Origin of the sequence: Glycomyces sp. NPDC046736 (assembly GCF_040645615.1) — a bacterium.
Lineage (GTDB): Bacteria > Actinomycetota > Actinomycetes > Mycobacteriales > Micromonosporaceae > Glycomyces.
Window position 1 is genome coordinate 102,938 of sequence record NZ_JBEYYO010000016.1, and the last position, 20,201, is coordinate 123,138.

The 20,201-nt window shown below is 70.7% G+C and carries 21 protein-coding genes and 1 pseudogene; 12 read left to right on the forward strand and 10 right to left on the reverse strand.

Going from position 1 to position 20,201, the window contains the following annotated elements; translation table 11 throughout:
• The first annotated feature begins 87 nt into the window (after positions 1 to 87).
• Complete coding sequence (locus tag AB0B28_RS16575) at positions 88 to 840, forward strand: hypothetical protein (protein ID WP_360121654.1); 753 nt, start codon at positions 88 to 90, stop codon at positions 838 to 840.
• A 161-nt stretch (positions 841 to 1,001) separates the two neighbouring features.
• Here the strand turns inward: AB0B28_RS16575 and AB0B28_RS16580 are convergent, their stop codons facing one another.
• Positions 1,002 to 1,910, reverse strand: coding sequence for a hydroxymethylglutaryl-CoA lyase (locus AB0B28_RS16580; RefSeq protein ID WP_360121656.1), 909 nt, complete (start codon positions 1,908 to 1,910; stop codon positions 1,002 to 1,004).
• Positions 1,911 to 2,062: 152 nt separating this feature from the next.
• Between AB0B28_RS16580 and AB0B28_RS16585 the strand changes: the two genes are divergently transcribed.
• Positions 2,063 to 2,461, forward strand: coding sequence for a hypothetical protein (locus tag AB0B28_RS16585; RefSeq protein WP_360121658.1), 399 nt, complete (start codon positions 2,063 to 2,065; stop codon positions 2,459 to 2,461).
• On the opposite strand, the gene AB0B28_RS16590 is transcribed toward AB0B28_RS16585, so the two are convergent.
• On the reverse strand, positions 2,458 to 3,405 hold the full coding sequence (locus AB0B28_RS16590) for a WYL domain-containing protein (RefSeq protein ID WP_360121660.1): 948 nt from the start codon (positions 3,403 to 3,405) through the stop codon (positions 2,458 to 2,460). The genes AB0B28_RS16585 and AB0B28_RS16590 overlap by 4 nt on opposite strands.
• 101 nt (positions 3,406 to 3,506) lie before the next feature.
• Between AB0B28_RS16590 and AB0B28_RS16595 the strand changes: the two genes are divergently transcribed.
• Positions 3,507 to 3,902 carry a RidA family protein gene (locus tag AB0B28_RS16595; RefSeq protein WP_360121662.1) on the forward strand — a complete coding sequence of 132 codons (396 nt, stop codon included), beginning with the start codon at positions 3,507 to 3,509 and terminating at the stop codon, positions 3,900 to 3,902.
• On the opposite strand, the gene AB0B28_RS16600 is transcribed toward AB0B28_RS16595, so the two are convergent.
• From AB0B28_RS16600 to AB0B28_RS16615, 4 genes are all read right to left on the reverse strand, one after another.
• Complete coding sequence (locus tag AB0B28_RS16600) at positions 3,899 to 4,489, reverse strand: TetR/AcrR family transcriptional regulator (protein ID WP_360121718.1); 591 nt, start codon at positions 4,487 to 4,489, stop codon at positions 3,899 to 3,901. The two genes, AB0B28_RS16595 and AB0B28_RS16600, sit on opposite strands and share 4 nt — an antisense overlap.
• Positions 4,490 to 4,703: 214 nt before the next feature.
• Complete coding sequence (locus AB0B28_RS16605; RefSeq protein WP_360121664.1) at positions 4,704 to 5,522, reverse strand: hypothetical protein; 819 nt, start codon at positions 5,520 to 5,522, stop codon at positions 4,704 to 4,706.
• 110 nt (positions 5,523 to 5,632) lie between these two features.
• Entirely contained in the window at positions 5,633 to 6,208 is a 576-nt protein-coding gene (dcd, locus tag AB0B28_RS16610) for a dCTP deaminase (RefSeq protein ID WP_360121666.1), read from the reverse strand.
• Positions 6,209 to 6,234: 26 nt separating this feature from the next.
• Positions 6,235 to 8,349, reverse strand: coding sequence for a hypothetical protein (locus AB0B28_RS16615; protein WP_360121668.1), 2,115 nt, complete (start codon positions 8,347 to 8,349; stop codon positions 6,235 to 6,237).
• Positions 8,350 to 8,439: 90 nt separating this feature from the next.
• Here AB0B28_RS16615 and AB0B28_RS16620 point away from each other — a divergent pair.
• Positions 8,440 to 9,126 (forward strand): annotated as a pseudogene (locus AB0B28_RS16620) (glycosyltransferase family 2 protein); the annotation flags it as partial.
• Positions 9,127 to 9,129: 3 nt separating this feature from the next.
• On the opposite strand, the gene AB0B28_RS16625 reads toward AB0B28_RS16620, so the two are convergent.
• Genes AB0B28_RS16625 through AB0B28_RS16640 form a run of 4 tightly spaced genes read right to left on the reverse strand, consistent with a single transcriptional unit; the run spans position 9,130 to position 12,594 of the window.
• Positions 9,130 to 9,723, reverse strand: a complete 594-nt coding sequence (locus AB0B28_RS16625) for an LUD domain-containing protein (RefSeq protein ID WP_360121669.1) — start codon at positions 9,721 to 9,723, stop codon at positions 9,130 to 9,132.
• A complete protein-coding gene (locus AB0B28_RS16630) occupies positions 9,720 to 11,138 on the reverse strand; it encodes a lactate utilization protein B (RefSeq protein ID WP_360121670.1) in 1,419 nt (472 codons plus the stop codon). The genes AB0B28_RS16625 and AB0B28_RS16630 overlap by 4 nt, the downstream gene beginning before the upstream one ends.
• On the reverse strand, positions 11,135 to 11,830 hold the full coding sequence (locus tag AB0B28_RS16635; protein WP_360121720.1) for a (Fe-S)-binding protein: 696 nt from the start codon (positions 11,828 to 11,830) through the stop codon (positions 11,135 to 11,137). Before AB0B28_RS16635 ends, AB0B28_RS16630 begins: the two co-directional genes overlap by 4 nt.
• Positions 11,831 to 11,859: 29 nt before the next feature.
• On the reverse strand, positions 11,860 to 12,594 hold the full coding sequence (locus AB0B28_RS16640; protein ID WP_360121672.1) for a GntR family transcriptional regulator: 735 nt from the start codon (positions 12,592 to 12,594) through the stop codon (positions 11,860 to 11,862).
• A 92-nt stretch (positions 12,595 to 12,686) separates the two neighbouring features.
• Here AB0B28_RS16640 and AB0B28_RS16645 point away from each other — a divergent pair, with 92 nt between their 5' ends.
• The 8 genes from AB0B28_RS16645 to AB0B28_RS16680 all read left to right on the forward strand — a co-directional run bounded on the left by AB0B28_RS16645 (position 12,687) and on the right by AB0B28_RS16680 (position 20,182).
• On the forward strand, positions 12,687 to 13,673 hold the full coding sequence (locus AB0B28_RS16645; RefSeq protein WP_360121674.1) for an aldo/keto reductase: 987 nt from the start codon (positions 12,687 to 12,689) through the stop codon (positions 13,671 to 13,673).
• Entirely contained in the window at positions 13,670 to 14,521 is an 852-nt protein-coding gene (locus AB0B28_RS16650) for an amidohydrolase family protein (protein WP_360121676.1), read from the forward strand. The genes AB0B28_RS16645 and AB0B28_RS16650 overlap by 4 nt, the downstream gene beginning before the upstream one ends.
• Positions 14,518 to 15,345 (forward strand): fumarylacetoacetate hydrolase family protein, encoded by an 828-nt coding sequence (locus AB0B28_RS16655; protein ID WP_360121678.1) that lies wholly within the window; start codon positions 14,518 to 14,520, stop codon positions 15,343 to 15,345. The genes AB0B28_RS16650 and AB0B28_RS16655 overlap by 4 nt, the downstream gene beginning before the upstream one ends.
• Positions 15,342 to 16,631: an enolase C-terminal domain-like protein gene (locus AB0B28_RS16660; protein WP_360121680.1), complete on the forward strand. Its 1,290-nt coding sequence runs from the start codon at positions 15,342 to 15,344 to the stop codon at positions 16,629 to 16,631. Before AB0B28_RS16655 ends, AB0B28_RS16660 begins: the two co-directional genes overlap by 4 nt.
• On the forward strand, positions 16,631 to 17,368 hold the full coding sequence (locus AB0B28_RS16665; RefSeq protein WP_360121682.1) for an SDR family oxidoreductase: 738 nt from the start codon (positions 16,631 to 16,633) through the stop codon (positions 17,366 to 17,368). The genes AB0B28_RS16660 and AB0B28_RS16665 overlap by 1 nt, the downstream gene beginning before the upstream one ends.
• Before the next feature lie 82 nt (positions 17,369 to 17,450).
• Entirely contained in the window at positions 17,451 to 18,170 is a 720-nt protein-coding gene (locus AB0B28_RS16670) for a maleylpyruvate isomerase family mycothiol-dependent enzyme (protein ID WP_360121684.1), read from the forward strand.
• Between the two features lie 47 nt (positions 18,171 to 18,217).
• On the forward strand, positions 18,218 to 19,144 hold the full coding sequence (locus AB0B28_RS16675; RefSeq protein WP_360121686.1) for a hypothetical protein: 927 nt from the start codon (positions 18,218 to 18,220) through the stop codon (positions 19,142 to 19,144).
• A gap of 87 nt (positions 19,145 to 19,231) precedes the next feature.
• Positions 19,232 to 20,182, forward strand: coding sequence for an NAD(P)-dependent alcohol dehydrogenase (locus AB0B28_RS16680; protein WP_360121688.1), 951 nt, complete (start codon positions 19,232 to 19,234; stop codon positions 20,180 to 20,182).
• The last annotated feature ends 19 nt before the right edge of the window (positions 20,183 to 20,201 follow it).

Consider the following 20,201-nt stretch of genomic DNA (forward strand, 5'->3'; position numbering starts at 1 on the left):
CGGCAGACGACGCTTCCGACCGCGCCTGTGCGCACCACCGATGCGGCGGAGGAGGCACGGACGACGAAGTCGCTCGCCTCGGAAGCCGTGTCTGCGCAAACGCACCCGCGCGCCGCCGATGCGGTGGCGGACGAGGGAGCGGGGACGACAGCACCAAGGCCTGCCGCAGCGATCGCCGAAGGGCCGCAGCCGAAGGCGTCGACCGGCAGTGCGGGAACCGCGGACGGGCGGTCCCGCGAAACCGAGCGCGCCGCCAGGTCGAAGACCCCGTCGCACCGGCGCGCTGTGGCGTTCACCGCCGCCGCCGCGCAGGCCGTCGCTTTCACCTCGGCCGCACTGCTCTTGTTCCTGTGCACGGACATCGCCGCGGAGTTCACCGCCTCGTCCGCGAGCCGGTGGTGGCCGCTGGGGGCGTTCGCGCTGGCGATGACCTTGGCCGCCAACGCGACCCGCCGCACCGGGGACCTCGGCCGGGCCAGGTACACCGGCGCGCTCGCCTTGGGCGGCTTGACGCTCGGCTCGCTCGCCCTGGCGCTCGCGCCGACGTTCTGGTTCGCCGTGGTCGCGGCCGGAGCGACCGGCGCGGCCGCGGGACTGGTCGTGGCGATCGCGGGCCGTGTGCTCGCGGCCGTCGAGTACGGCGACGGCTCGGCCTCGGTCGCGCTCTCGGCGGCGGCCCTGCTCACGGGCATCATCGCGGGAACCGGAGCGCTGTTCCTGCTGCCGCTGTACGGCTGGCGGGGCGTGTTCGGCCTCGTCGTGGTCGCCGGCGTCCTGGCGGGGTGGAAATTCGCCGAGCTTGTCCCGATACGTGCGCAGCGTAAGCGAACAGACACGTGAGCTTCAACTGAAACCCGTGTGGCGGACGGGACTTCAGTGGCACCATGGGCCGTCCGGGTATTCGGAGGTTTTACCCGGGACGCGGGCACCGGCAATCCTGTGGCGGTGTCCGGGCGAGGGCTCTGGGGAGGTTCGAGACCCCAGGGCCCTCGTCTTGTACTTCAGGCCGGCTTCGGCGCGAGCCTGGTGCGCGGCCCGGCCCGCAGCACCCCCGATTCGAGCGGCCGGTCCACGATCTCCTGCGCCAGCGCGGCCACCCCGAGCAGCGCGTCCAAGTCGACGCCGGTCTCGACGCCCATGTCGTGCAGCATGTGCACGACCTCCTCGGTGGCCACGTTCCCCGAGGCGCCGGGCGCGAACGGGCACCCGCCCAGGCCCCCCACGCTCGCGTCGAACTCGGTGATCCCCCGGTCGAGCGCGGTGAGCAGGTTGGCGAGCGCGGTGCCGCGGGTGTCGTGGAAGTGCATGAGCATCGGCAGGTCGGTGGCGACGGCGTCGAGCAGGTCGGTGACGCGCCGCGGCGTGCCCATCCCGGTGGTGTCCCCGAAGGCCACGCGCCCGGCCCCGGCGGCGTCGGCGGCCTCGACGATGCGGGCCACCTGGGCGGGGTCGATGTCGCCTTCGAAGGGGCAGCCGAAGCTGGTGGCGATGATGACCTCGACCGACGCGAGGCGCTCGCGGGCCAGGTCGCAGATGTCGGGCAGCTCGGCGAGGGACTCGGCGACGCTGCGGCCGATGTTGGCCCGGTTGTGGGTCTCCGAGGCGGAGACGACGACTTCGAGCGCGGTGACCCCGGCGTCGAGCGCGATCTGCACGCCGCGCCGGTTCGGCGCGAGCGCGGAATAGCGGATGCCCGGGTGCTGCTCCATCGCGGCCCACACCTCGGCCGCGTCGGCCATCTGCGGGACCGCTTTGGGGCTGACGAAGCTGACGGCCTCGATGCGCGAGAGCCCGGTGCGCGCGAGCGCGTCGATGAGGCGGATCTTGTCCCCGGTGGGCACGGGCGGCTCGTTCTGGAGGCCGTCGCGGGGGGCGACCTCGCGAAGGACGACCCGTTCGGGCTGGTGCATTGCGCCTCCCTGCATCACGCCCGGGCCACCCCCGGACCGCCTACGACCCCATGCTAACCCGCCTTCCCGCAATGCGAGACACCCGAACAACGACGAACCGGACGCGGTGGACGCACCACGGCCCGGTCGCCGCGCCCGCATACAGTCGCCCCGTGTTCCCGCTCTCCCTCATCCTCGCCGCCGCGGCGCTGACCGCATCCGCGATGACGGCGATGGCCGCGCGGCGCGATCGGCGGCACGCGAGGCCCTTCGTGCTCGGGTCGGTCGCGTTGGGGCTGCTCGGCCTGGCCATCGCCGTTCACGCGTACGGGCAGGCGACCATGTTCTACTTCATGATCGACGAGCAGTGCCCGGGACGCGGCGCCGGTGAGTTCGTCGCCTTCCGCGAACGCTTCCTGCCCGTGAGCGGCGCCCTCGAATGCACGGGCCGCACGATCCAACTCGTGCCTGCGTGGGTCAACCCCACGCTGATGCCGCTGCTGGCCGCCGCGGTGCTCGCCGGTCTCGCCGCTGGCTTCGCGCGGCGGCGGGGGCTTCGGGTTGGGGTCTAGCCGTAGCGTTCGACCAGGGCTGCGGCCTTGTTCTTCAGGGCCTCGCGCAGCGACTGCGGCGTCAGGGCCTCGGCGTCTTCGCCGAGTTGCCATAGTGCCCATTCCGCGTGGCGCGCATCCTGATAGGTCGCTTCCAGACGCAGCCAGCCGTCGGCCTCGGGTTCCTCGGCCCTGACCGCCACCGCGCCCGCGAACAGGTCCTCGCGGCGATCCGGGGCGACCCTCACCTGGACCGCGATGTGCCCCTCGGCTAGAAACCGGGCGCTGCGTTCGTGCCAGATCCGTTCGAGGTCGACCCCCTCGGGCCGCTCGGCCGCCTCTGCCAGCGTCTTTGCGGCCAGGACCCGCGAGAGCCGGTACGTGCGGTCCTCGCCCTCCCTCGTGGCGAGCAGGTAGCCCCGGCCTCGGACCGTGACCAGGCCTATCGGGTCCACCGTGCGCCACTGCGACTCCCCACCAGCGGCCGCGTAGTTGAGCCGCAGCCGCCTTCCGTCCAGGACCGCCCTGCGCACCTCCTCCATCGCCTCGCGCGGCACGTCCTCGGCATCGGCCCGTCTCGAAAGCAGGTCCGTCTCCGGTTCGACCAGGAACCGCCGAGCCGCGTCGCCTGCGACCGCCCGGTGGCTCTCCGGCAGCGCATCGACCACCTTCCGCGCCGCCGAAGCCAGCGCCGGACCGAGCCCGAACGCCCCGCCGGTCGTCAGCAGCGCGAGCGCCTCGTCGCGGCCCAAACCGGTGAGCTCGGTGCGGAAGCCCGGGAGCAGCGCGAAGCCGCCGTGGCGGCCGCGTTCGGCGTAGACCGGGACGCCCGCCGCCGAGAGCGCATCGATGTCGCGCAGCACCGTGCGCGTGGAGACCTCCAGTTCGCGGGCCAGCGCGGGCGCCGAGAGGCGGCCGTGCTGTCGCAGGAGCAGGACGAGGGAGACCAGGCGGTCGGCGCGCATTCGCGAACTCTATCGGAATACATGACACAAGATGTCGTGTATCGCTGGCAGGCTCATCTGCGCGGCGGCCACGAGGCCGCCCGCGACGAATGGAGACCGCTGTGGAACGTACCGCCGTCAACCCCGTGACCTGGTCGCTCGACCTGGGATTCAACCAAGGCGAGCTCGTCTCGGGTCAGTCCCGGACCCTGTACTGCTCGGGGCAGACCGCGATGAGCGCCGAAGGCAAGCCCGAGCACGAAGGCGACCTCGCCGCGCAGCTGGCGCTCAGCCTCGACAACCTGGAGGCCGTGCTCGCCGAGGCGGGCATGGGCCTGGCGAACCTGGTGCGGCTCAACGTCTACACCACCGACGTGGACCTGCTCTTCGCCCACTACGGCGGCCTGGCCGCGCGCCTGGGGAAGGCCGGAGCGAAACCGGCCACCACGATGCTCGGCGTCACCCGCCTGGCGATCCCGGGTCAGATGGTCGAGCTCGAAGGGACCGCCGTGGATTAACCGGGGTCGAGCGCTCGCAGGGCCGCCGCGCGCAGCAGCGCGGCGGTCTCCTGGGTGCTCACCTCGTCGCCGAGCGCGAGATAAGGGGTGGAGTTCATCAGGCCGAACGCGCCGTGCGCGAGTACCCGCGCCTGCTCGGGTTTGAGCCCCGGCCGCAGGCGGCACAGCACGCCCACCCACTCCTCGACGTACACCCTCTGGAGCTTGCGCACCTCGCGGCGCGGCTCCTCGGGGAGGCGGTCGAGTTCGTGCAGGTGGAGGATGACGATCTCGGGCGAGTCGATCACGACCTCCAGGTGGAAGTCGACGAGCGCCGCGAGCGCGGCCTGCGGGTCCTCCGAGTGCACCGACGCCCAGTGCCGCCCCCCGGCGAGCAGCCGCTCGGAGACCGGGATGAGCGCGTCGGCGAGCATCTGCTCCTTGCCGCCCTTGAAGTGGTGGTAGAGCGCGGGACCGGTGATGGAGGCGGCCGCGCCGATGTCGTCCATCGAGACGCCGTGGTAGCCGTGCTTGGCGAGCAGCTTCACCGCGAGGTCGAGGATCTCCCGGCGGCGCTTCGAGCCGCCGCGACTGTCCACCGCATTCATCTCCACCCAGATGAGGTTACTCGGGCGTACGGCCTGGAGGAGGGAGCAAAAGCCCACTTTTCACAGGCGCCCTTTCGGACCGGACGCGGACCGGCCGCCCCCCGCGAGACGGGGGACGGCCGGTGGTGCACTGCGGTCACGAGCTGCCGATCGCGCTGCGCAATGCGTGTCCGTCGCCGCGGGAGGCCAGACACAACGCCTCCCGCAGCGGACGTTATCCCTCGCCGGGACCGGCGCGGCGCTCGGCCTCGGCCTGGCTCATGGCCTCGGCCTGCGAACCGGGCTCGGCGACGGGGGCCTGCGTGTTCGCGGTGTCCCCGTACCGCTCGGACTTGTAGGTCTGCGACATCGAAGCGGTCGCGTCGCCGCCGCCGCGAGGCGCCTTGGCGACCTCGCTCTCGGCGGTGGTGAGCATCCGCTCCCAGCGCTCGCGCATCGGGGAGACCAGGCCGCCGCCGACGCCGACGATCGCCACGCCCGCGATGATCGCGAGCACCGTCCACATGATCGGCGTGGTCACCGTGGTGGCGATGCCGACCTGCCCGAACGCGGCCACCGCGCCGAAGAAGATGATCGCGACCTGGCAGATCCGCGCCACGGTCTTGCCGTAGCTGGTGCCCGAGAGCAGGCCGTTGACCAGCCCGAACACCGCGTTCGCGATCGCGAAGGCCACCACGACCAGGACAAGCGCGACGAACAGCAGCGGCAGCCATCCGACGAGCTGGTTGAGCAGGGTCGACACCGGGTTGTTCCCGAACGCCCCGAACGCCAGCTGCAACGTGAACAGCAGCAGCATGTAGTAGACGACCTTGCCGAGCAGTTCGCTCAGCTCGAACTTGCCGGTGAACCGGCGCAGCCCGGACCGTTCGCCGACCCTGTCGAGGCCGACCCGGTTGAGGAGTTTTCCGACGAGTTTGCCGATCCACTTGGCGACGAACCAGCCGATGACGAGGATCGCGACGAACGCCAGCGCCCGCGGAATGAACGCGATGACGCTGTCCATCATGTTCTGGAAGCTCTGCGTGATGTTCATGATCGGAGGGTAGGCCGCATATGGCCTCTATTCAGGTGATCTAGGGGATTACCCCTGACACCGGTGTAAGAGGAAACGACCAATCAGGACACCGACCCCGCGGCGGGACGTCACGTCGGCCAGGTGCGCCAGTTCATCCACGACTTGGACGGGGTCGGCCCGCGCTGGTCCTGGTAGCGGGAGAAGTTCGCGCCCGCGCCGTAGGGGTGCTCGGCCGGGCTGGTGAGCTGGAAGATGCACAGCTGCCCGATCTTCATGCCCGGCCACAGCGTGATCGGCAGGTTCGCGAGGTTCGACAGCTCCAGGGTCACGTGCCCGGAGAACCCGGGGTCGATGAACCCGGCCGTGGAGTGCGTGACGAGCCCGAGCCGCCCGAGGCTGGACTTGCCTTCGAGGCGCGCGGCCAGGTCGGCCGGGAGCGTGATCACTTCGAGCGTGGAGGCGAGCACGAACTCGCCGGGGTGGAGCACGAACGGGCGCTCGCCGGTGACCTCGACGGCGGTGGTCAGCTCGTCCTGCTGCTGCGCGGGGTCGATGTGCGTGTACTTCTGGTTGTTGAAGACCCGGAAGCGGCGGTCGAGGCGCACGTCGATCGAGGAGGGCTGCACGAGCTCGTCGTCGAAGGGCTCGATGCCGACCCGGCCGTTCTTGACGGCGTCGAGGATGTCGCGATCGCTAAGCAGCATGCGCCCAAGATAGAGGCCGCCCCGGCTCAGCCGCTCCCCGGGGGCAGCGCGTACGCCACGACCCCGACCTCGTGGAATTCCCAGCCCTCGGGAGTGAGGGCGCGGCATTCGTCGATGGCCTCGGCGCACACGATCGCGTCCATGGACGCGGGGTCGGCCGCTTCCAGGCCGGGCACGATCGATTGCAGCGCATGGATCTCGGTGCCTTCGGGGAGCAGGATCCACCACGGGTACTCCCACGAGTCGTTGCTCTGCACGAGCCCGACCAGTTCGGGTTCGACCGCCGCGACGGCCTCGGCGGCGGCCTCGTATTCGGGCAGCCATTCGAGGCGGCGCACGAACCGTTCCTCCATGTCGGTGAGGCTGAACACCGAGAACGAGCCGGTCAGGCGCCGCGGATACCCGTACGCGACGGTGAGGAGCCCGGCGACGGAGGCGAGCACGGCCACGACCGCGACGAGTGTGCAGGCGGCGCGGCGCTTGCGCCGGTCGGCGGCCGAGCGGGTGATGCTCTTGACCAGGCTCGCGGCCAAGAGTCCGGCGGCCGGGGCGGCGAGGACCACCAGGAACATGATGAGCCGGTTCGCCCACGGCTGCCACGAGATCGTGCACGCCACGGCGATGAAGGCGGCGGCTAGGGCGCCCGCGTAGGCCCGGCGCAGACCGGGTCCCTTGGCCGCGAACCAGACGAGCCCCGCGATCGAGGCGAGCCCGGTGATGGGGAACGCGGCGCGGTCCTCGTCGGGGTACCACGAGGCCACCGGGAACTCGGTGGTGCCGAACGTGATCCGCGGGTCGTTGACGTCGACGCCCATGAGGGACGCGAGGCCGCCGATCGCCGAGGCGACCGCGTCCGACAGCGCCGGGATCGGGGTGTCGAGCGCGGTCTGGCCGAGCCGGAGCGCGTTGATCAGCAGCAGGCGGGGGTCGGCGGTGCCGACGCCGATGGACTCGCGCAGCACCGGCGGCCCGAGCACGTTCCCGAACGCCTCGTGCATGCGCAGCAGGAACGGGCCCACGATCACCAGCGCCAGCGCCAGGATCGCGAACGAGGCCAGCACGGTCTTGCCGCCAGAGGCGAGCGCGTTCGAGGTGTCGGCCCTCGTGCAGTGGCTCGGCCGCCTCCCGCACAGGCACGCGCGGCGGCGGCGTCCGTCGCGCACCAGTCGTCCGATGCCCCACACCAAAAGGAGCGGTGCGGCGGCGAGGAGCCCGGTGGTCTTGGTGACGGCGATGAGGCCGAGCGCGAGCCCGAGGTAGAGCGCGTCGGAGTGCGGGGCCGCCGCGCGCGGGCCCGGGACCTCGCCCGGGCGGGTGAACTCGTCGAGCACGAGCGTGGCCAGGCACGCGGTCCAGGCCGCGACCACGAGGTCGACCTGGGTGCTGGAGGCCTGGAGCAGGAACTCAGGAGTCGTGGCGACGATGAAGACGGTGGCGAGCTGGGCGACCGGGCCGCCGCCGAGCTGCGCGCAGATGCGCGAGGCCGCGAGCGCGGCCCCGATCGCGGCGAAGAACTGGAGCAGGTGGTACGCGCCGTCCCCGCCCGAGATCAGCCGCAGATGGGTGAGCAGGTATTCGGAGCCGGGACCGAGGTCGAGTTGGCGGTGGATCCCGGTGGGGTACACCGCGACCGACGCGTTTTGGACCCAGTGCTCGATGCGCGGCAGGTGATAGGTCTGGGAGTCGAAGTTGTTGGGCGAGGAGCCGACCGCGAGCACGAACACGCTCACGGTCAGGATCGCGATGACGCAGGCGAGGACCCACTGCCAGGCCGGGGCGGCCGCGGCGGCGGACTTGGTGCGCCGCCAGGTGCGGCGGGTCGCGCCGCGGCGGTCCCGCAGTTCCTCCCTAAGAGCGTCGAGTGACTGGCCGCGTCCGGCGGGGGCCACGTCGCGGACGCTGCGGTACAGGACGGCACCGACGCAGGCGATCGTGGCACCGCTCCAGGCGATCACGATCGCCGGTGCCGCAAGCGCATTGAAAGCCGAGCTGACCTCGACTACTGCGATCGCGAACGCGCCCAACAGGATCGAGGCGCGCACCACGGCGAGCCTGGCGGGGGCGAGCACCGCGCCGTCTCGGGGCCGCACGGCGTAGGCCAGGCCGGGGAGCAGGACGAGGAGCCACACGATGAGCAGCACCGCTCCATTGAACACGACCGTCCCGCCCAGTGGCGCTTTGGCGGCAGCGCGTTATGGTTATGCAATCGTGTTCGGTGACGAGGAGCGGCCATGCTGTTGTCGGTGCTCGTCCCGGTCTTCAACGAGGAACGCCTCGCCACCGGGACGCTGAAGGAACTCCTCGCCGTGGACTTCCCCTGCGAGACCGAGATCGTGGCCGTCGACGACGGCTCGAGGGACCGGTCCTGGGAAGTACTCCAGTCCTTTGAGGACAATGAGCGGGTGCGACTGCTGCGCCACGACCGCAACCGCGGCAAGGGAGCGGCGATCCGCACCGCCGCGAAGGCCGCGCTCGGCGACTACGTGGTGGTCTTCGACGCCGACGGCGAGTACGACGCCGCCGACCTCCCCAGACTCCTCACCCCGGTGCTGGAGGGCAAGGCCGAGGTGGTCTACGGATCGCGCTCGTTCGGCTCCCACTCGGCGTACTCGTTCTGGTACGTCATGGGCAACAAGGGAATCACCCTCGCCGCGAACATCCTGTTCAACTCCTACATCTCCGACCTGGAGACCTGCTACAAGCTGCTGCCGCGCCAGATGTTCCTGGACCTGAACATCCGCTCGGGCGGCTTCGGCATGGAGGCCGAGCTGACCGCCAAGCTCCTGCGGCGCGGCATCCGGCCCTTCGAGGTCCCGATCTCCTACACCGCGCGCAGCCGCGAAGACGGCAAGAAGATCACCTGGACCGACGGCGTCCAGGCCCTGTGGCTCTTGAGCCGGGAACGCCTGCGCCGCAAGCGCTTAGAGGATCACTACGTCCAGGCGCCGGGGCCCGTGGACGCCCTCGACCCGCTGGAGTTCGATGTCGCTGGTCGCCGAGGGCCCCGAGATCCAGGTCTGCGGCGCGGCCCGCTCCAGCATCGGCAGCGCCTGGGCGAGATGGCCCACGATCTGGTCCCGCCTGACGACCACCACGTGATGGTCGGGCACCAGCGTGATCACCCGGCGGCCTTGAGCCGCACCGGCGTCGAGCATGATCGTGCCCGAGACCGCCACGGCCGCCGCGCAACCGGTGAGCACCGCGTCCATGCCGTCCAGCTCCTCAGTGGACAAGTTCGCGTCGGGCACGAACGCGGCCCCGATACGCCACTCCAGCGGCAGGTCCTCGGGCACCACGACCCGCTTCGCGCCGCCGAGCGCTTCGGGGATCGCCTCGATGCCGTGGTGCACGTTGGCCTTGTAGTCGATCAGCCGGTCGATGAGCATCGCGACCACGTCGACTTCGGCGTCGAGCGCCGTGCGGTAGTCGCGCGGCGGTTCGGGGACCTCGCCCGCATCCCCCAGCGCCAGCCGCATCCGGGCCAGGATCGCCTCGCGCGCACCGTTGTCGCTCATCGCCGCTCCCACCAGTCTCGGAAATGCTCCTTCGGCGGCACCGGCAGGTCCCGGCTCACCGTCCACTTCGAACCGATCCACGGCAGTCGCCGCACGAACCCCTTGCGCCGCCACGGAAGCGACCCGGCCCGGGCCGCCCGCAGCGCAGTCCGCCACCATCGCGGACGCGACATGACCGCGCGCACCGCGCCCATCGCGGCGCGCTCGGCAGCCGGATGCGGGCCCCGCTGACGCAGGTGCACGAGCACTTCAGGGATGTTGATCTTGACCGGGCAGACCTCGTAGCAGGCCCCGCACAGGCTTGAGGCGTAAGGCAAGTCGTCATGGCGGCCCGGCTCCAGCTGCGGCGCGAGGATCGCGCCGATCGGGCCGGGGTAGACGTGCCCGTAGGCGTGCCCGCCGGTGCGCTCGTACACCGGGCACACGTTCAGGCAGGCCGAGCAACGGATGCACGAGAGCGCCTGGCGTCCGACCTCGTCGGCCAGCACGTCGGTGCGGCCGTTGTCGAGCAGGATGATGTGCACATCCTGGGGACCGTCGCCTTCGCGCGCACCGGTCCACACCGAGGTGTACGGGTTCATACGCTCCCCAGTGGACGAACGCGGCAGCAGCTGCATGAACACTTCGAGGTCTGAGAACCTCGGCAGCAGCTTCTCGATCCCCACGATGCTGACCAGCGTCTGCGGCATCGTCAAGCACATGCGGCCGTTGCCCTCGGACTCGACCACCACCAGCGAACCGGTCTCGGCCACCGCGAAGTTCGCGCCCGAAACGGCGACCTGCGCCGAGAGGAACCGCCGCCGCAGATGCAGCCGCGCGGCCTCGGCCAGCGCCGCCGGATCGTCGTTGAGCCCGGTCGGGGCGTCACCCATGCGCTCGGCGAAGATCTTCCGGATCTCGGTGCGGTTGTAGTGGATCGCCGGAACCAGGATGTGGCTCGGCTTGTCCTCGGCGAGCTGCACGATGAGCTCGGCCAGGTCGGTCTCGAAGGCCCGCAGGCCTACTGATGCGAAGTGCTCGTTGAGCTCGATCTCCTGGGTCGCCATCGACTTGACCTTGACGACCTCCTCGGCCCCGGCCGCTCGCACGATGGCCGCCGCGATCTCGTTGGCCTCCTTCGCGTCCCGGGCCCAGTGCACGGTGGCCCCGGCGGCGGTGGCGTTGCGCTCGAACTCGATCGCGAGTTCGGGCAGGCGGCGCTGCACGTCGGCCTTGATCGCGGCGGCGGCCTCGCGCAGGCGTTCCCAGTCGTCGAGCTCCCCCACCACGCCCGCGCGCTTGCCGCGGATCGTGCCGGTCGCGTGGGCGAGGTTGCGGCGCAGCTGCGGCATCCCCAGGGCCACCTTGGCGGCCTTGGGGAACGGTGCGTTGGCAGGGATGAGCGAGGCGGCGGAGACGAAACGATCGGTGCTCATGCGGCGCTCGCGAGGATCTCGGCGTAGTGGATCGGGCGGGGCCCTCCGGCCCGGCTGATGCCCCCGCCGATGTGCGTCAGACACGAGTTGTCAGCGGCCGCAAGGTATTCGGCCCCGGTCGCGGCGGCGTGGCGGCACTTGTCGGCGAGCATCGCCGAGGACACCTCCGAGTTCTTCAGCGCGAAGGTCCCGCCGAACCCGCAGCACTGGTCGGCCTCGGGCAGGTCGACCAGCTCGATGTCCTCCACCGCCCTGAGCAGCCGGAGCGGCTTGTCCCCCAGGCCGAGTGCACGGGTGCCGTGGCAGGTCGGGTGGTAGGTCACGCGGTGGGGGAAGCGCGCCCCCACGTCCTCGACTCCGGCCACGTCCACCAGGAACTCCGACAGCTCGAAGACCCGCTGCCCGATGTCGGAGCCGGTCAGGTGCGGGTACTGGTCGCGGGCCATCGCGGCGCACGAGCCCGAGGGAGTGACGACGGCGTCGTAGTCGCCGAACACCCCCTCGAAGTCCCGCGCGAGCTTCGTGGCGTCCTTCTTGTAGCCGGAGTTGGCGTGCATCTGCCCGCAGCAGGTCTGGGCCGCGGGGAAGTCGACCTCGTAGCCGAGGCGTTCGAGGATGCGGACGACGGCTTTGGGCGCCTCGGGGTAGAGGGCGTCGTTGACGCATGTGATGAACAGGCCCACACGCGGCATGTCGGGCACCTCTTTCCTTCGGCGGCTCGTTACTTCACCTTCTTGCCCCTGCCGCGCACCGGTTTCGCGGCGGCCTCGCGGGCCGCGTCGGTGAACGCGGCGGCGTGCCGCTCGCGGGAGCGGGCGAGGTGGACCTGCATCGCCTCCTCGGCGGCAAGCGGTTGCTGAGCAATGATAGCCTCCGCGATGGCGAGGTGCTCGGCCTCGGTCTCCTCGATCGCCACCGGGTCGAGATACGCGCGGTGGAGGTGGATGTGGGCGTCGAGGCCGCTGATCGCCTTGGCCAGGACGGGGCTGCCGCTGTGCTCGGCGACCGCCGCGTGGAACTTGATGTCGTTCTCGGTGAACGCGAGCTGGTCCAGCTTCGCGTCGCCCACGGTGGCCTCGGGCGGGCCCGCCAGGCGAGTCAGCGTGGTGCCGTCGCCGACCCCGTTGTGCGAGATGCCGACGAAGACCGCCGCGCGCTTGGCGGCCAGGGGCTCCATGAGCAGCCGCAGCTCGAACAGGTCGTTGAAGTCGCTCTTGGTCAGCAGCGGCGTGACGGTGTACCCGCTCAAGGGCCGACGCTCGACGAGCCCCTCGGCCTCCAAGCGCGCCAACGCTTCCCGGATCGGCGTCTGCGAGACGGTCATCTGCTTCGTGAGCCCGTCGATGCTGAGCTTCGCCCCCGGCTCCAAGAGGCTCTGCATGATCCTCGACTTGAGCTCGATGTAAGTCTTGTCGGCGAGCGTGTGCCGCGCGGGCAGTACCAGTATCTCTCCCATAGGATATATCCTATAGGATATCCGATCGGGGCGCGCGGACAGTTGACGCGAGTCGCCCTGAAAGCACCGGGAACCGACGCAGTGGAGGCCATGTGAACGCTCGCCAAGCCGCGCTGCCGTTGCGGCGGCTCGGTGCCACCGATGTCGAGGTCTCAGCGGTCGGCCTCGGGTGCGCGCCGCTGGCCGGGCTCTATACGCCCGTCGAAGAAGCGGTCGCGACCGCCACGGTCGACGCGGCCTGGGACGGCGGCGTCCGGCACTTCGACACCGCGCCCCACTACGGCGCCGGGCTCTCCGAGGAACGCCTCGGGCAGGCCCTCGCGGCGAAGCCACGCGAAGCGGTCACGTTGTCCACCAAGCTGGGCCGCGTCCTGGTCGACCACGAAGGCCAGTGGGACCTCTGGTCCGAACCCAACGGCAAGGCCGCCGTCTTCGACTTCTCCTACCGGGCCGCGTTCGCGTCCCACCTGGGCAGCCTCGAACGCCTCGGCACCGACCGCGTGGAGATCGGCCTCGTGCACGACCCCGACGACCACCCCGGCGCCGCGCTCGAAGGCACCTACCGGGCGCTCGCCGAACTCAAGGCCGCCGGGCGCGTGGGCGCGATCGGCATCGGGATGAACTCGACCGACGCCGCCGCCGATCTCGTCTCCCGCGCCGACTTCGACGTGGCCCTCATCGCGGGTCGATACACGCTGCTCGACCAATCGGCTCTCGACAAGCTGTACCCCCTCTGCCTCGAACGCGGCGTCTCGGTGATCGCCGCGGGCGTGTTCAACTCCGGCATCCTCGCCGACCCGAGCCCCGGAGCGCGGTTCGATTATGCGGGAGCGGACCGACAAGTTCTGGCCCGAGCACAGGCGATCAGCACGATCTGTGACCGATACGACACCCCATTGCGAGCCGCCGCGCTCCAGTTCACCGCGGCCCACCCGGCCGTCGCGTCGATCCTGGTCGGCGCCCGAAACCCCGCAGAGGTCGACGATGCCCTCGCCATGTACGCCCACCCGATTCCCGGCGCGCTGTGGCACGACCTCAAGCGAGCCGGGCTCCTGACCGAGGAGGCCCCCGTACCATGACGACGCCGCTCGTCATCGACGCCCACCACCACGTGTGGACCGCCGATTACCCTTGGCTCGCTTCGAAACCGGAGTTCGCGCCGATCCGCCGCGACTACGGCGTGGCCGACCTGAGGGCCAACCTCAAGGCCGCCGGAGTCGACCGCACCGTCCTGGTCGAGGCCGCCTGGGGCCACCCGTCGGAGACCGTGGAGTTCCTGCACCTGGCCGGTGCCGTGGACGAGATCGCCGGGGTCGTGGGGTTCGTCGACCTCCTCGACCCGAACCTCGCGCACACCTTGGCGCGCTATGCGAACCACCCCCGCGCGAGGTACCTCGTGGGGCTGCGCGACCAGGTCCAGGCCCGAGGCGAGGCCGACTTCCTGGCCCGGCCCGACGTGATCGCCGCGTTCAAACTCATCGCCACCGCCGTCCCCACGTTCGACCTGGTGGTGCGCCCCGACCAACTCCCGGCCGCCGCCGAAGCCGCCGCGGCCGTGCCCGAGCTGCGCTTCGTGCTCGACCACCTCGGCAAGCCCGAGATCCGCCTCGGCAGTGCGGGACTGCGCGCCTGGTGGGACGCGGTCGCCCCGTTCGCGAAGCAGCCCAACGCGTTCGCGAAGCTCTCCGGCCTGGTCACCGAGGCCGACTGGAAGCAGTGGACTCCGAACGACCTGCGGCCCTTCGTCCAGGCCGCGCTCGAACTGTTCGGGCCCGACCGGCTCATGTTCGGATCCGACTGGCCCGTATGCGAACTGGCCGCCACCTACACCCGCGTCAAGGACGCCCTCGCCGAGACCCTCGGCGGCGGCGACCGTGACGTGTTCGGCGGCACCGCCGCCCGCGTCTACCAGCTAGGAGAGCTATGAAGTACATGCGCATCGGCCGGCCCGGCTACGAGACCCCTGTGGCGCTCCACGAGGGCAGGTACTACGACCTCTCCGGGCCCATCGGCGACATCGACGGCGAGTTCCTCAAGCGCGGCATCGCGACCGTGGCCGGGTTCCCCGAGATCGACATCGCGGGCGAGCGCGTCGCGCCGCCGATCGCCAGGCCCGGCGCGATCGTGTGCATCGGCATGAACTACGCCGCGCACTGCGCCGAGTCGGGCGCCGAGCCGCCCGCCGAACCCGTCGTGTTCTACAAGCACCCCAACACGATCGTGGGCCCGGCCGACGAGGTGGAGATCCCCCGGACCTCCGTCAAGACCGACTGGGAGGTCGAACTCGGCGTGGTCTTCAAAAGCCGTGCGTCCTATCTGGAGTCCGAAGCCGAAGCACTCGATTGCATCGCGGGGTTCGTGGTCGCCAACGACCTTTCCGAGCGCGACTTCCAGATCGAACGCTCGGGCGGCCAGTTCTCGAAGGGCAAGGCCTGCCCCACGTTCACGCCACTCGGGCCCTGGCTGGTCACCCCCGACGAGATCGCGGACGTGCAGAACCTCCGCATGTGGTCCAAAGTGAACGGTGAGGCCCGGCAGGGCTCGAACTCGAAGGACATGATCTTCTCGGTGGCGCGCATCATCCACCACATGTCGCAGTTCATGGCCTTCGACCCCGGCGACCTGCTCCTGACCGGTACCCCCGAAGGGGTCGCGCTCTCGGGCCGGTTCCCTTACCTCGCAGCCGGAGACGTGGTCGAGGTCGGCATCGAGGGCCTCGGCAGCACCGCGAACCCCACGGTCCAGGCGTGAGGATCACGGCGGTGGACGTGCGCGACGTCCGCTTCCCCACCTCGCGCAGCCTCGACGGCTCCGACGCGATGAACCCCGACCCCGACTACTCGGCCGCCTACGTGGTGCTGCACACCGAGGACGGCGAAGAGGGCCACGGGTTCACGTTCACCATCGGGCGCGGCAACGACATCTGCTGCGCCGCGATCGAGGCCTTGGGCGAGTATGTGATCGGCCGGGACCTCACCGGCCCGGCCGACCTCGCCGACCTCTACCGCGCCCTGACCCACGACTCCCAGATCCGTTGGCTCGGACCGGAGAAAGGTGTCATGCACCTCGCGGCCGGGGCCCTGGTGAACGCCGCGTGGGACCTCGTCTCGCGCCGCGCGGGCCTGCCGCTGTGGAAGTACCTCGCCACGCTCACGCCCGAAGAGATCGTGGCCAATGTGGACTGGCGCTACCTGACCGACGCGCTCACCCCCGATGAGGCCCTGGTGATGCTGCGTGAAGCCGAGCCCGGTAGGGCCGAGCGGATCGCCGAGATCGAGCGCGAGGGCTATCCGGCCTACACCACCTCCCCGGGCTGGCTGGGCTACGACGACGCGAAGGTCGTGCGCCTGGCCCGCGAGGCCGTGGCCGAGGGCTACACGCAGATCAAGCTCAAGGTCGGCGCCGATCTGGAGGACGACCGCCGCCGTTTCGCGGCCGCCCGCAGCGCGGTCGGCCCGGAGGTGCGAATCGCGGTGGACGCCAACCAGCGCTGGGACGTGGACGAGGCCGAACGCTGGATGGCCGCGCTCGCCGAGTTCGACCCGTGGTGGATCGAGGAGCCGACGAGTCCCGATGACGTGCTCGGCCACGCCGAGATCCGCAGGAGGGTCGCCCCGGTCAAGGTCGCCACCGGCGAGCACGTCCACAACCGCGTCATGTTCAAGCAGCTTCTCCAGGCCGGAGCGATCGACTTCCTTCAGCTCGACGCCGCCCGGGTGGCCGGGGTGAACGAGAACCTCGCGATCCTGCTGCTGGCCAACAAGTTCGGCGTCCCGGTCTGCCCGCACGCGGGCGGGGTGGGCCTGTGCGAGCTGGTCCGGCATCTGTCCATGTTCGACTATGTGGCGGTCAGCGCCTCGATGCAGGACAGGGTGATCGAGTACGTGGACCACCTGCACGAGCACTTCCTCGACCCTGCGATCACCGAGCGCGGGCGCTACCTGGCGCCCGCGAAACCGGGCTTCTCCGCCGAGATCAAGCGGGAGAGCCTGGAGCACTACGCCTACCCCGACGGTCCTGAATGGAGCGAAAACTGATGCATGCCTTCGAAGGCCTCACCGTGGTGATCTCCGGCGGCGCGTCCGGCATCGGCGCGGCGGCGGCCGACGCCTTCGCCGCGCGCGGCGCGAACGTGGCGGTCGTCGACCTCAACCCGAACGAGACGCACTGGTCGCACCGATGCGACGTGTCCGACGACCACCAGGTCCGCGGCGCGGTCGCGGCTGCCGCCGAGCACTTCGGCGGCATCGACATCCTGGTCAACAACGCCGGGATCGGCGCGGTCGGGACCGTGGAGGAGAACTCCGACAAGCAGTGGTTCCGGGTGCTGGACGTGAACCTCCTCGGCATGGTGCGCCTCGCGCGCGCCTGCCTGCCGCACCTGCGCGAGTCCGAACACGCCGCGATCGTGAACACCACCTCGATCGCGGCCACCGCCGGGCTGGTGGGTCGCGCGCTCTACTCGGCGTCCAAGGGCGCGGTGCACTCGCTGACCCTCGCGATGGCCGCCGACCATGTGGCCGAAGGCATCCGCGTCAACGCCGTCTCCCCCGGCACCGCCGACACCCCCTGGGTCCAGCGCCTCCTCGACCAGTCCGAGGACCCCGCGGCCGAACGCGCCCGCCTCGAAGCCCGCCAGCCCACCGGCCGCCTGGTGAGCGCCGAGGAGGTCGCCGCCGCGATCCTCTACCTGGCCGACCCGGCCAACAAGTCACTGACCGGCGCGAGCCTCGCCGTCGACGGCGGGGTGGGCGGCCTGCGCATCGTCCGCTGAGAAGCGTTGCACGCGTTCGCATACGGTGTCGGACCGGCCGCAGACTGTACCGTGACCTCGGATCCGACTAGGATTGGTCGGCATGGACCCCGCTTCGTACTTGCGCTGCTTCAAGCGCGAGCTCGACGCCTTTCGCGTCTGCGTCGCCACCGGTGACCTCTCCGCGCCGATCGAGTTCCAGGAGGACCCCGACGACCCCGTCGACCTCGCCGGACTCGCCGCCGCGGTGGGCGCCGCGAACCTGTTCGCGGCCGCGTGCGTGACCGAGTGGAAGGGCACCGACCACCCGCCGGACGGCGCCCCGCCGAAGGCCCCCGACGACCGCGCCGAACTCGTGCGCTGGATCGAGGGCACCGGCGAGGTGCTCGTCATGGGCCTGGACACCGACCCCGCGACGCCCGCGTGGGGTTACTACACCCCGCCGAACGCCGCGTACTGGCAGCGGTCGATCGCGGTGTCCACAATGCTCGCCCGCTGGGACGCCCAACTCGCCCTCGGCGACCCCGAACCCCTCGACCCGCACCTGTGCGGCGAGGGCATCACCGAGGTCTTCGAAGTGCTGGCCCCCAGGCAGATCGGCCGCGGCCGCGCCTGGCCCCCGGACGACTGCATCCGCCTGGACGCGACCGACTCCGACGACTGGTGGATCTTCGGCCCCGGCGACCCGGTGGCCGAGATCCACGCCCCCGTAGCGGATCTGCTACTCCTGCTGCGAGGCCGCAAGACCACCAGCGACTCGGCCTACACCTGGATCGGCGACAAGCCGGCGGCCCTCTCCATTCTCAAGGGCCCCCTGACGTGAACGCGTAGGGTCGCACCTGCCGTCGACCCCGAAAGGCAGTGATGCCGATGCGCCGCATCGCGATCCCTCTCCTCGTCTGCACACTCGCTCTGACCGCCTGCGGCGGGGACGAGGATCCCGAGGTCATTCCCACCGTCGAGCAGGCTGAGAAGTTCGCGTTCGCGGCGTGGCTGTTCTACACCGACACCCCCGAAGCCGCCGAGATGCGCGACGACCCCGATTACCTCCTGTCCGTCGCCGACGACAACGGCTGGTTCGACCCGGCGGAGGAAGACGCCTACGAGGTGTGGAGCGCCCAGGACCCGGAGTACCAGGACGCGTGGATGGAAGCGTTCAAGGGGACCGATCGCTTCGACTACGACCGCGAGATGCGCGACGCGTACGAGGAGGACTTCGACGCGGCCTCAGAGCGCGACTTCGGCCCGCAGCCGCCGTTCGGGGGGTGCGAGCTGGAAACGCTCGACGCGGTCTACGGCGGGCCCGGCAAGAGCGAGTCCGACGGCGAGGAGTTCTGGTACCGCCCGCTGCCGGAGACGCCGCTGACCTGGGTGGGCGAGGGCAAGCTCTACGACGAGCTGTCGGTGCGGTACGTCGACGAGGAATCCGACTTCCTGTTCTGCGTCGAGGAGCGCGGCTACGGCCAGTGGGAGTTCGACGACCTCGGATGGCTGCCGACCGAGCTCCACCTGGAGCAGTTCTACTATCCCGGCGGCAACGAATACGGCGACGACGTGGTGATCCCGCCGCTGGCCGAGGCGGCCGAGGAGTTCGACGACCCCCTGGAGTACGAGTTCGCGATGGCCCTCGACTTCGCCGAGTGCGCCGAGGACTCGGGGCTGCGCGAGGGGACCGAGGAGGCCTGGGCCAAGCTGTACATCGAGCAGTTCAGCGGTCGGGAGGCCGAGGTCTTCGCGTGGGAGGAAGGCATCCGCGACGACCTCGCGAACGCGCAGGACTACCTCGCCGGGGCCTGAGCCCCGATTCAAGACCTTCGGCTGTTCCCTCGCGCCGACCTGTGGTTCTACACTTTGGACCATTAACGCCGCGAGACGGGAGCCCCGATGAGAGCCGTGCTGCAAGACCGTTACGGGACACCGGACCTCGTCCGGGTCGGGGACCGGGAGCGGCCGGTGCCGGGTGAAGGGCAAGTCCTCATCCGAGTCAAGGCCGCCTCGCTGAACGGCTCGGACCGCGAGAACCTGGCGGGGTCGCCGTTCTACGCCCGCAACAACGGGTTGCGGCGGCCCCGGCACCCGGTGCCCGGTTCCGATGTGGCCAGGATCGTGGAGGAGGCGGGCGCCTCGGTCACCGAGTTCGCGCCAGGGGACGAGGTCTTCGGGGAGCTCGCCGGCTACCGAGGCGGCCTCGCCGAATACGTGGCCACGCCACCGAAGCTGTTGTCCCGCAAGCCGAGCGAACTCACCTTCGCTGAAGCGGCGGCGCTGCCGCAGGCCGGGTGCATCGCCCTCCGGGCCACCGCCGGAGTGCAGGCCGGCGAGCGGGTCCTCGTCAACGGCGCGGGCGGCGCGGGCGGGTCCCTGGCGATCGGGTTCGCGAAGCACTTCGGGGCCGAGGTGATCGCGGCCGACCGCGGCGACAAGGCCGACTACCTGCGCTCGCTCGGAGCGGACGAGACGATCGACTTCGCGACCCGCGACTGGGCCGCGGGCCGCGCCGAGTACGACCGCGTGATCGACCTCATCGGACACCGTTCCCCGACCCGGGTCCACCGGGCACTGCGCCCCGGCGGCCAGTACCTCCTGGTCGGCGGCCACACCCGGATCCTGCTCGCTACGGCCGCCCTCGGCTGGGCCCTCGGCCGCGGCAAGCAGGTGCGGGTCCTGGTCGTGCCCCAAAGCCGCGCCGACCTCGAAGCGGTGACGGCGCTGGTCACCGGCGGAGCGACGAAACCCGTGATCGACCGCGTCTACCCGCTCGAAGCGGCCCCGGAAGCGTTCGAACGGCTCGCGGCCTGCGACAACCAGGGCAAGATCGTCATCGAGATTCCCTAGGCGGTGTTGACGAACCCCC